General features: G+C 46.4%; 9 protein-coding genes and 1 riboswitch. Of the genes, 7 read left to right on the forward strand and 2 right to left on the reverse strand.

Annotation, left to right across the window (positions count from 1 at the left end):
• Positions 1 to 74: 74 nt before the first annotated feature.
• Both dnaJ and dnaK read right to left on the reverse strand, forming a co-directional pair.
• Complete coding sequence (dnaJ, locus tag FHQ30_RS02185) at positions 75 to 1,205, reverse strand: molecular chaperone DnaJ (RefSeq protein WP_139611485.1); 1,131 nt, start codon at positions 1,203 to 1,205, stop codon at positions 75 to 77.
• Positions 1,206 to 1,321: 116 nt separating this feature from the next.
• Positions 1,322 to 3,235 (reverse strand): molecular chaperone DnaK, encoded by a 1,914-nt coding sequence (dnaK, locus tag FHQ30_RS02190; RefSeq protein ID WP_139611484.1) that lies wholly within the window; start codon positions 3,233 to 3,235, stop codon positions 1,322 to 1,324.
• Between the two features lie 325 nt (positions 3,236 to 3,560).
• Between dnaK and FHQ30_RS02195 the strand changes: the two genes are divergently transcribed.
• From FHQ30_RS02195 to bioB, 7 genes are all read left to right on the forward strand, one after another.
• Positions 3,561 to 5,024: a YdgA family protein gene (locus tag FHQ30_RS02195; protein ID WP_139611483.1), complete on the forward strand. Its 1,464-nt coding sequence runs from the start codon at positions 3,561 to 3,563 to the stop codon at positions 5,022 to 5,024.
• A 122-nt stretch (positions 5,025 to 5,146) separates the two neighbouring features.
• Positions 5,147 to 5,605 carry an RrF2 family transcriptional regulator gene (locus FHQ30_RS02200; protein ID WP_139611482.1) on the forward strand — a complete coding sequence of 153 codons (459 nt, stop codon included), beginning with the start codon at positions 5,147 to 5,149 and terminating at the stop codon, positions 5,603 to 5,605.
• Positions 5,606 to 5,646: 41 nt separating this feature from the next.
• Positions 5,647 to 6,462, forward strand: coding sequence for a PPK2 family polyphosphate kinase (locus FHQ30_RS02205; RefSeq protein WP_139611481.1), 816 nt, complete (start codon positions 5,647 to 5,649; stop codon positions 6,460 to 6,462).
• A 35-nt stretch (positions 6,463 to 6,497) separates the two neighbouring features.
• A riboswitch (TPP riboswitch) is annotated at positions 6,498 to 6,614 on the forward strand.
• Between the two features lie 57 nt (positions 6,615 to 6,671).
• Complete coding sequence (gene thiB / locus FHQ30_RS02210; RefSeq protein ID WP_139611480.1) at positions 6,672 to 7,679, forward strand: thiamine ABC transporter substrate binding subunit; 1,008 nt, start codon at positions 6,672 to 6,674, stop codon at positions 7,677 to 7,679.
• A gap of 12 nt (positions 7,680 to 7,691) precedes the next feature.
• Positions 7,692 to 9,314: a thiamine/thiamine pyrophosphate ABC transporter permease ThiP gene (thiP, locus tag FHQ30_RS02215; protein ID WP_139611479.1), complete on the forward strand. Its 1,623-nt coding sequence runs from the start codon at positions 7,692 to 7,694 to the stop codon at positions 9,312 to 9,314.
• A complete protein-coding gene (gene thiQ, locus FHQ30_RS02220) occupies positions 9,286 to 9,930 on the forward strand; it encodes a thiamine ABC transporter ATP-binding protein (protein ID WP_139611478.1) in 645 nt (214 codons plus the stop codon). Before thiP ends, thiQ begins: the two co-directional genes overlap by 29 nt.
• Before the next feature lie 122 nt (positions 9,931 to 10,052).
• Complete coding sequence (gene bioB, locus FHQ30_RS02225; RefSeq protein WP_139611477.1) at positions 10,053 to 11,054, forward strand: biotin synthase BioB; 1,002 nt, start codon at positions 10,053 to 10,055, stop codon at positions 11,052 to 11,054.
• Positions 11,055 to 11,179: the final 125 nt, after the last annotated feature.

Genomic DNA, 11,179 nt, shown 5'->3' on the forward strand with positions numbered 1-11,179 from the left:
TTCGTCTGCCTATAATAAAAAAAGCGATTACCCTGAGATAATCGCTTTCAAACGTTGTATTTCGTCTCTGTTTTTTATTTGGTTAAATCATCAAAAAACTTCTTCACGCCGTCCAGAAAACTAGAGGATTTCGGGCGGTTTTTGCCGCTGCCTTCTAAACTTTCTTCCAATTGTTTCAACAAGTTTCTCTGCTCTTCGTTCAGTTTCACCGGCGTTTCAATAATCACTTTACAAATTAAATCACCGGCATAATGGCTGCGGGTTGAGGTCACACCTTTGCCACGCATTCTGAACAGTTTACCGGTTTGGGTTTCCGCCGGAATTTTCAGTTTAACCCGTCCGTCCAAAGTCGGCACTTCAATTTCGCCGCCTAATGCCGCCATGGTGAAGCTGATCGGCACTTCGCAATACAGGTTGTTGCCGTCACGTTCGAAGATATGGTGATCTTTAACGTGAATAACCACATACAGATCCCCTGCGGGTGCGCCATTCTCACCGGCTGCACCTTCACCGCTCAACCGCAATTGGTTGCCGGTATCAACACCAGCCGGAATTTTAACCGACAGATTTTTGGCTTTATGTACACGCCCGTCACCATGACATTTCGTACAAGGTTTCTCAATTTTTTTACCACTGCCATGGCAGGTCGGACAGACCTGTTCGGTGACAAAAAAGCCTTGTTGACGGCGTACTCGCCCTGCACCTTTACAGGTCGGGCAGGTTTCCACTTTCGAATCCGCTTGCGCTCCACTGCCATGACAGCTGTCACACTCAACTAAGGTATTGATCTTAATATCTTTAGTCGTACCTTTAACCGCTTCTTCTAAGGTGATTTCCAAGTCGTAACGCAGATCATCGCCACGCACTACTCGCTGACGACCACGTCCACCGCCGCCAAAAATATCACCGAACATATCACCGAAAATATCGCCGAAATCTGCACCGCCGAAGCCGCCTGCGCCGCCGCCAAAACCACCTTGCTCAAAGGCAGCATGACCATATTGATCATAGGCAGCACGTTTTTGCTGGTCAGTTAAAATTTCATAGGCTTCTTTGACCTCTTTAAATTTGCTTTCCGCGTCTTTATTGTCCGGGTTGCGATCCGGATGATATTTCATTGCCAGACGTTTATACGCCTTTTTGATCTCTTTTTCATCGGCACTGCGGGCAACGCCTAATATTTCATAATAATCACGCTTCGACATAGTCTTTCCGTTTGCTTCTCTTGAGTTGTTTTTATATGTGCAAAAGGGCGAAGATTACTCATCGCCCTGCTTGGTACTAAAGAAAGTGGATTTGCCCCTCTTTAATCGCCATCGACTTACTTGTCTTTCACTTCTTCAAATTCAGCATCAACTACGTCATCACCGCCTTTGCCTTGTTCGGCTTGACCTTGCGCCTGCTGTTGACCGGCTTGGGCTTGTTGCTGTGCTGCAGCAATCAGTTTTTCCGATGCCTGAATCAAAGCTTGAGTTTTAGCTTCAATCACATCTTTGTTTTCACCTTTGGCTGCGGTTTCCAACTCGCTGACCGCACTTTCGATCGCCGCTTTGTCATCGGCTGACAGGGCATCACCGACTTCGGTCAACTGCTTACGGGTTGAGTGCACCAGATGATCCGCTTGGTTACGCACTTGCACTAACTCTTCAAATTTACGATCCGAATCCGCATTGGCTTCCGCATCGCGTACCATTTGTTGGATTTCATCATCACTCAAACCTGAAGAAGCTTTGATGGTGATTTTTTGCTCTTTACCCGTGCCTTTATCTTTGGCAGAAACGTGCAAGATTCCGTCCGCATCAATATCGAAAGTCACTTCGATTTGCGGCATGCCGCGCGGTGCAGCTTGGATTCCTTCCAAGTTAAACTGGCCTAAAGATTTATTGTCCGCAGCACGTTTACGTTCCCCTTGCAACACATGAATGGTAACCGCACTTTGGTTATCTTCCGCCGTGGAGAACACTTGGCTGTGTTTGGTCGGGATCGTGGTGTTTTTCTCGATCAGTTTGGTCATCACGCTACCCATGGTTTCGATACCCAATGACAACGGAGTTACGTCAAGCAACAACACGTCTTTCACATCACCAGCCAACACGCCACCTTGCACCGCCGCACCGATCGCAACCGCTTCATCTGGGTTCACATCTTTGCGAGGCTCTTTACCAAAGAATTCAGCCACTTTTTGTTGTACCATCGGCATACGGGTTTGTCCGCCAACCAAAATCACTTCATCGATTTCAGATACGCTCAAATCAGCATCTTTAAGTGCGGTACGCACCGGCTCCAATGAACGTTGTACCAAATCTTCTACCAAGGATTCCAATTTGGCACGGGTCAGTTTGATGTTCAGGTGTTTTGGACCTGTCGCATCTGCGGTGATATACGGCAGATTCACATCGGTTTGTTGCGCAGAAGAAAGTTCGATTTTGGCTTTTTCTGCCGCTTCTTTCAGACGCTGCATCGCTAACGGATCGTTACGCAGATCGATACCTTGATCTTTTTTGAACTCGTCCACCAGATAGTTGATCACACGGTTGTCAAAATCTTCGCCGCCCAGATGGGTATCGCCGTTGGTTGCCAACACTTCAAACGTTTTTTCACCTTCAACGTCATCAATTTCAATAATCGAAAGGTCGAACGTACCACCACCCAAGTCGTAAACGGCGATAGTGTGGTTGCCCTTGTCTTTGTCCAAACCATATGCCAACGCTGCCGCTGTCGGTTCGTTGATGATACGTTTCACTTCCAAGCCAGCAATACGACCAGCGTCTTTAGTCGCTTGACGTTGCGCATCGTTGAAATACGCCGGCACGGTGATGACCGCTTCAGTGACTTTCTCGCCTAAGAAATCTTCGGCAGTTTTTTTCATTTTTTTCAATACTTCGGCAGAAATTTGCGGTGGTGCCATTTTCTCGTCTTTCACTGATACCCACGCATCGCCATTATCCGCTTTCACAATGTCAAACGGCATAATATTAACGTCACGCTGCACTTCTTCGTCAGTGAAACGACGCCCAATCAAGCGTTTGATTGCAAACACAGTATTTTTCGGGTTGGTTACCGCTTGACGTTTTGCCGGTTGTCCGACCAAAGTTTCGCCATCTTGTGTATAAGCAATAATCGACGGCGTGGTGCGGTCGCCTTCTGCATTTTCAATCACACGCGGTTTGTCACCATCCATCACCGCTACACATGAGTTGGTTGTACCCAAGTCAATACCAATAATTTTTCCCATTTGATTTCTCCTGTTAAATCTAAAATTTGTTCTCTGTAAAGCACGCGAATTGCTTCGATGCTTTTAAGATGCGGACTAAAAATTGAATTTCAACTGCTACGGTTAAATTTGTTGTAGCCGTCAAAAAACAACATTGATCCTGACTTGCAGCAATAAATAGGGGTGAAAACACAAAGTTCAAGGGCAAAAATCATTTTTTTGCGAAAAAATCTAAAAAACAGTACAACCGTATTCAAACTGCTGCTGGTATATTTTTCAGCGAATGGCTATACTCTGTTTACCGTTTAATCAGATTGACATTAGTATTTAATAAAAAGGAATTATTATGAAAAAATCATCTCTGGCGCTTGGCGCCATCGCAGTTTTGGTGGCGGCATGGGCTGGCGGCACTTGGTATTCCGGTAAAGCACTGGAACAAAAATATCCAGAATATATCGCATTCGCCAATGAACGCGTTACCAGTGGCTATAATAACCTCGCTCACGGCAATTACCACCTTGCAATTAAAAATACCAAACTAGAGCGCGGCTTTTTCTCGACTCAGATTGAAGATCAAGTGATCCTTACTGATTTAAAAGATAATTCTCAGCTGATACTCCCGTTCAAAAGCACAGCTGAGCACGGACCATTACCGTTGTCACGCTTAACCAGTCTGAAACTGATGCCGGTTTTAGCCGATGCGCATTCCGAAATGACCGAAGATCCGTCGATCAGCGAAGTGTTTAAAGCCAGTAAAGGCGTTGCACCTTACAGCGGTGATTTCAGTATCAGCTATAGCGGGCAAATCAAGCAAAATTCAACCATTGCTGCTTTTGATTACAGCAACGAGCAATTTAGCATCAACAGCACGCCAATTTATATTGAAAGCGATACGAATCAAGAAGGCGTCGGCTTACTGAAAATGCGTTTGGAAAAATGGGTTTCCACTTTACAGGCGGATGAATTTAATGATCAGTACCAACCCATCACCGTCAACCGCACTTTGACCTTCAATGATGTTACATTGAATTCCGATCTCAGCCCGACTGACTTCAAATATATTCCAAGCGGAAAGCAGCGTTTTGATATTGGGTTAATCAGCGTTGTTGATGAAGCCGCAACCGATTACAGCGCACAAAATGTCGAGCTGAAAAATATTCGCCTCGATTACGACACCAATGTCAGCGCTCAATTTGCCGACTACCGCTTAAATAACAGCGTCGAAGCCTTAAGCGTAAACGGCGAAAATTTTGGGCAAATTGATTTTAACCTGAATTTAGGTCATCTGGCTGCCGCCGAGCTAAATCAAGTCGTTGAAGCCTTTAGCAACCCTAATCTGCAACAACAGCAGGCGCAATTGAACGAGGCAGGATTAAAACTGCTGCAACAGCAACCGACATTGACAATTCAACCGCTTAAATTGAAAAACAGTGCGGGCGAAAATCAACTAACCTTTGATCTGGCTTTCTCCAAAGCTGATCAACAAGCTGCACTAATGCAAGGCAAAATTCTTTCGCTGTTCGATAAATTGGAAATGAACGCCAACGTCAATCGCCAATCTGCACAAATGTTGATGACCAGCTTGGCAAAGTTAGACGGTATAGAGAATCCTGAACAATATGCCGAATCTGAATTAAATCGGTCGCTTGAAGACGCTGTACAGCAAAAAGTGTTGGTCAGCAACGATAACGGCGCAAACTATCAGTCCAAACTTATTTTGGAAAATGGCGAACTGAAACTGAACGGCGAGGTGATTCCGGAAGAAAGCATCGCACAAACGCTGCTGTTTATGTTTATGGGTGGATTTTAATACCTTATCCAACCCCGGTTAAATTCATTTAACCATTTTAGGCAGTGCGGTTGATTCTGATCAACCGCACTTTTGCCCAAGCTGTGTTAAACTCAGACAATTCCCCTAGCTAAACAAATATTATGAAACTCAGCAAATTCACCGATTATAACCTTCGTGTTCTGATTTATCTGGCACTACACAGCGATCGTCTCTGCACCATTCAAGAAATTGCCGCAGCTTACCAAATTTCAGAAAATCATTTGATGAAAGTGATTCACCATTTGGCAAAACAAAAAACCATTCTGTCCCGTCGTGGCAAAGGCGGCGGTATACAACTTGCCCATTCTCCTAATCAAATCAATCTGGCGGATGTGATCCGTAAGGCAGAAGGCGATGACGGTACGCTGGTGAAATGCCACAGTGAAACCGGCGACAGCACATGCTGCATTGCCCCAATTTGTAAACTGCCGACCATTTTTGATCAAGCGGTCGCCGCCTTTTATGAACAGCTGGCTCGTTATAGCTTGGCAGATGTGCTGCAACGGCCTGAATTGTTGGCACAGCATTTTATTCCTGTCAGTTCCCATTTTGTCAATTAACCGATTTTATGAGCTTCAATACACTCAAGTAAGGAACGTCTATGGCATTCGAGATTAAAAACTACCGGATTGATCGTAAAAACAGTTTCAAGATCGATGACTTTTCAACTAACGGCAAAAAAGATATTGCTGAAAATAAAGACGAACGCAATGCCATTTTGCGCGAACTGGCGCCTGAATTGGATCATTTGCAAGATTTGTTGTATGCCGAACATCAACGCAAGGTGTTGATCGTGTTGCAAGGCATGGATACTTCCGGCAAAGACGGGACGATTCGAGCGGTATTCCAAAGTGTTGATCCGCTGGCGGTACGCACCGCTTACTTCAAAGCCCCGACTGAAAATGAGCTGGATCGTGACTATTTGTGGCGGGTGCACAATGTGGTACCTCGGCGCGGTGAAATCGTGATTTTCAACCGTAGCCATTATGAAGATGTGTTGGTTACCAAAGTCAAAGGTTGGATTGATGATGCCGAAGAACAGCGCCGCTTACGCCAGATTAACGAATTTGAACGGCTGCTGAGCGAAACTGGAACCGTGATTGTCAAATTTTTCCTGCATATTTCCAAAGATGAGCAAAAAGAACGGTTGCAAGAGCGGTTGGATAATCCGGATAAAAACTGGAAATTCAATTTAGGCGATCTGGACGATCGCAAATTATGGGGTGACTTTCAAAAGCAATACGAGAAAGTGATTAATGCGACCTCCACCGAGTATGCACCCTGGTATGTGATTCCTGCCGACTCGAAATCCGGACGCAATGTGATTATCATGCAAATTCTGCTCGACACCTTGCGTGCAATGCAGATGCAATATCCAAAAGTCGATACCGGCAACTGGCCGAAAACCATTGATTAACCCTTTTCTTTGCCAACGGTTTTGGATAAGATAAAGCGCTCTCATCGGGGTGCATTATCTTATCTTTTTTTTATGCGTAAGATAACGCTGAGAAATACCCGCTGAACCTGATCTGATTAGTAGCAGCGAAGGGATTTGAGATTGCGTTTCCACACTGGTCACCGCACTTGAATTCTTTTCTTATATTTTTATAAAAAAGGATTTCTATCATGTTTTCATTAGCACAAAAATTGTTAAACCGTAGCATTATCTCCGCCACCCTTTTATTGAGCGCCAGTGCGGCAATCAGCGCTGAAAAACCAACCTTAACGGTCTATAGTTACGACTCTTTCACCTCCGATTGGGGCCCCGGTCCGAAACTCAAACAAGCCTTTGAGCAGCAATGCCAATGTAGATTGACTTTCGTGCCGTTTGAAGACGGGGTGACCATGCTCAACCGCCTCTATTTGGAAAAAGGTGGCAAAGCCGATGTGTTGGTCGGTTTAGACAATAATCAACTTGCCAATGCCCGCCAATCCGGTTTATTTGCAGAAAATAACGTCGATTTAAGTCAACTGGCACTGCCAATCGAATGGCAAGACCGCACTTTTATGCCGTATGACTACGGGCAATATGCCTTTATCTACGATCAACAAAAATTAAAAAATCCGCCAACAAGCCTGAAAGCCTTAGTCGAACGCCAAGATCTGAAGGTGATTTATCAAGATCCACGCACCAGCACCGTCGGAAGAGGGCTTCTGGCATGGATCAACACGGTTTATCCGCAATACCAAGTGGAAAATGCGTGGAAAACCCTGGCAAAACATACTGTTACCGTCGGCAAAGGCTGGTCTGAAACCTACGGTGCATTCTTAAAAGGTGAATCCGACATGGTATTAAGCTACAACACGTCACCGCTGTATCACCAAATTCATGAGCAAAAAGACAATTACGCTGCTGCCGAATTTGAGGAAGGTCACATTGTGCAAATCGAACTTGCCGCTAAGTTGAAAAAAAGTCAGCAGCCTGAACTCGCTGACCAGTTTTTAGCTTTTTTACTCAGCCCCGAAGCACAAAAAACCATTGCGCTGCACAACATTATGCTGCCGGTAATCAAAACCGAAGTCGAAGCACGCTTTGATCAATTTACGCCGTTCAAAACCTTAGCGATTCCGTTCCCGAGCAGCGACGATAGCAAAGCACAAATTCAAGTTTGGCAACAGGCACTAAGCCAATAAATCTAACTTGAAATGAACAAAGTGCGGTCTAAATTCAGCGTTTACTGCCAAAAACAGAGCTTGCTCGGCTTGGCGGTGATCGCTTTTTTGCTGGCAATCAGTGGCAACAGTTTGTGGCAACTATGGCGGCAGAGTCAGGATTCCTCTTGGTCTTTGCTGTTTGCTGATCGCTACTTCTGGCATATTCTGCGCTTCAGCCTGCTGCAAGCCACGCTCTCGGCGTTGCTGTCGGTATTTATCGGGCTGCTCACTGCCCACGCCCTGTTTTACCGCACTTTCTGGGCAAAAAAATGGCTGCTGAAAATTTTTTCATTAACGTTTGTCTTGCCGGTGCTGGTGGCAGTTTTTGGTCTCATCGGTATCTATGGTCTGTCCGGTTGGTTGAACACCTGGCTCGGCTGGCTACACATCGACTGGCAGCCGAAACTCTACGGTTTAAACGGTATTTTGATCGCCCATCTGTTTTTCAATCTGCCACTGGCAAGTAAGATTTTTTTGCAGGCGCTACACAGCATTCCGCAGCAGCAACGACAACTGGCAGCACAATTGAATATTCGCAACGGCCATTTTTTGCGTTTAATCGAGTGGCCTTATCTGCGCCAGCAATTGTTGTCGGTGTTTGCACTGATTTTCATGCTGTGTTTCACCAGCTTTGCCATTGTGTTGACATTGGGTGGCGGCCCGAAATATACCACGTTGGAAGTGGCAATTTACCAAGCGGTGACGTTTGATTTTGATCTGGGCAAAGCGGCGATGCTGGCGTTGGTGCAATTCATGTTGTGTTTTGTGCTGTTTCAAACCAGCAGCTATTTTAGCCGACATACCCCGACGCCGCTCAGTACCCAACACCGCTGGCGACAGCCACTGAACCGCACTTTTGTCGCTGTCCATTGGATTACGTTGGTTAGCGTTGCGCTGTTTATCGCCCTGCCGCTGCTGAATATTGTCTACAGTGGTTTAACCTCCCCAGCACTATCGAAAATCTGGCAAACTCCGCAGCTGTGGCAAGCGCTCGGCTATTCGCTGACCCTTGCGCCGTTTGCGGCTTTGCTGGCGCTGTTGTTGAGTATTGCGCTGCTGATCGGGGCACGCCGTTTGCGCTGGCACTATCAACTTAAAACCGCCAACATGATGATCAATATCGGTATGATGATTCTTGCGATTCCAACCTTAGTCTTGGCAATCGGGCTGTTTTTGCTGCTGCAACAACTGGATTTTGCGGTATGGCACCTGTTTCTTATCGTTGCGTTGTGCAACGCCTTAATTGCCATGCCGTTTGTACTGCGCATTCTGGCGACACCGCTTAACAACAATATGCGCCACTATGAAAATTTATGCCAGTCACTCGGCATTCGCGGATGGACACGTTGGCGCTTAATCGAATGGCACAGCTTGCAGAATCCGCTGCGCAGCGCTTATGCCTATGCAGTAGCGCTATCGTTGGGGGATTTCAGCGCTATTGCCCTGTTTGGCAACCAAGATTTCAGTTCGCTGCCACGCCTGCTGTATCAACAACTGGGACACTACCGCAGTCAAGAAGCGGCAGTGACTGCCTTAATTTTACTGCTGCTGTGCGGCTTAATTTTCCTTGTGATCGAGAAAAGCGATGATCAATCTGAGACAACTAGAATTTAATTATAAACAGATGCCGATGCAGTTTGATCTGCAAATTCGAGCCGGTGAAAAAGTTGCGCTGATTGGCGCTAGCGGTGCCGGAAAAAGCACACTGCTGAACCTGATTGCCGGTTTTGAACAGCCAGATAGTGGACAAATTTGGCTGAATGGCGAAAATCACAGCCACAGCCAACCGCACTTGCGTCCGGTTTCGATGCTGTTTCAAGAAAACAATCTGTTTAACCACCTCAGTGTAGCGCAGAATATTATTCTGGGTCTGCAACCGACTTTAAACATCAACGCCGAACAGCGGCAAGCCGTGTTATATATTGCAGACAAAGTTGGTTTAACCCCGTATTTGTCCCGTCTGCCGGAACAACTTTCCGGCGGGCAAAAACAGCGGATTGCCTTGGCACGCTGTATGCTGCGTGATAAGCCGATTCTACTGCTCGACGAACCCTTTTCTGCACTGGATACCGCACTTCGCCAAGAAATGCTACAATTGTTGGCACAAATCTGTCGTGACAAAAACCTAACCTTGTTGATGGTCACGCACCAACCGCAAGAAGTTACGGACTTTGTTGACCGCACTTTGACAGTTGATCACGGATCTTTAATCGATAATCGAATCTTGTAAACTGCCGCAGGAGGTATTGATTTTTCATTACTTTTCAGCAATCTTGTTTTCCGCTAACATAGGCGCCAACATTCACCGGATTGTCACAACGACACTCCAATAACGTATTACCGAGGAATAATATGACGACTCAATCGGTCGAGCTCAGCCGTTTAACCCCACACCCAAGCCTAGAGTATTGGTCAGTGTGCAAAGTCGAAGCGCTGTTTGAAACGCCGTTTTTAGACCTGATTTATCGTGCGGCTCAGGTTCACCGCCAGCATTTTAATCCGCAAGCGATTCAGCTTTCTACTCTACTGTCGATTAAAACCGGCGGCTGCCCGGAAGACTGCGGCTACTGCCCGCAATCAGCACGCTACCAAACCGGGGTGCAGAACCAGCAGTTATTGGAAATCGATGAAATTGTTGAAAAAGCCAAAATTGCTAAATCTCGCGGTGCCGGGCGTTTCTGCATGGGGGCTGCATGGCGCGGTCCGAAACCGAAAGATGTCACAAAAATCACTGAAATTATCAAAGCAGTCAAAGCGTTAGGCATGGAAACCTGCGGTACTTTCGGCTTGTTGCAAGACGGTATGGCAGAGCAATTGAAAGAGGCTGGGTTGGATTACTACAACCATAACCTTGACACCGCACCGGAACACTATCATGAGGTGATCGGCACTCGCCGCTTTGATGATCGCATCAATACCTTGGGCAAAGTGCGGTCTGCCGGGCTGAAAGTCTGCTGCGGTGGCATTGTCGGCATGAATGAAACCCGCAAAGAACGCGCCGGCTTAATCGCCAGCCTGGCCAATCTGGATCCGCAGCCGGAATCGGTGCCGATTAATCAGTTGGTGAAAGTGGAAGGCACACCGTTGATGGATGCAGAAGATCTGGACTGGACCGAATTTGTCCGCACCATTGCCGTCGCTCGCATCACCATGCCACAAAGTTATGTACGCTTATCCGCCGGACGACAAGGTATGTCGGAAAGCATGCAGGCCATGTGCTTTATGGCGGGCGCCAACTCAATTTTCTACGGCGATAAACTATTAGTCACCGAAAACCCACAAGAAGACGGTGACCGCCTGTTAATGGAAAAATTGGATTTAGAGCCGGAAACTGAAGAAAACCGTTTAAAGTAACCTAGGGTGTTTTGATCTTTTAAGTATATTATTTGAGCTAAAACTAGTCCTTTTAGCCTAGCACGGCAAAGCCGTACTAGGTTACGCATAGATCAGCCGCTTTGCGGCTTAGACTGCTGACAAAG

This window comes from Testudinibacter sp. 'clade 2', assembly GCF_006227735.1.
In the GTDB taxonomy this organism is placed as follows: Bacteria; Pseudomonadota; Gammaproteobacteria; order Enterobacterales; family Pasteurellaceae; genus Chelonobacter.

Coding starts and splice junctions, on each gene's coding strand:
- dnaJ (WP_139611485.1), bottom strand. CDS start 1,205: ATGTCGAAGCGTGATTATTATGAAATATTAGGCGTTGCCCGCAGTGCC.
- dnaK (WP_139611484.1), bottom strand. CDS start 3,235: ATGGGAAAAATTATTGGTATTGACTTGGGTACAACCAACTCATGTGTA.
- FHQ30_RS02195 (WP_139611483.1), top strand. CDS start 3,561: ATGAAAAAATCATCTCTGGCGCTTGGCGCCATCGCAGTTTTGGTGGCG.
- FHQ30_RS02200 (WP_139611482.1), top strand. CDS start 5,147: ATGAAACTCAGCAAATTCACCGATTATAACCTTCGTGTTCTGATTTAT.
- FHQ30_RS02205 (WP_139611481.1), top strand. CDS start 5,647: ATGGCATTCGAGATTAAAAACTACCGGATTGATCGTAAAAACAGTTTC.
- thiB (WP_139611480.1), top strand. CDS start 6,672: ATGTTTTCATTAGCACAAAAATTGTTAAACCGTAGCATTATCTCCGCC.
- thiP (WP_139611479.1), top strand. CDS start 7,692: ATGAACAAAGTGCGGTCTAAATTCAGCGTTTACTGCCAAAAACAGAGC.
- thiQ (WP_139611478.1), top strand. CDS start 9,286: ATGATCAATCTGAGACAACTAGAATTTAATTATAAACAGATGCCGATG.
- bioB (WP_139611477.1), top strand. CDS start 10,053: ATGACGACTCAATCGGTCGAGCTCAGCCGTTTAACCCCACACCCAAGC.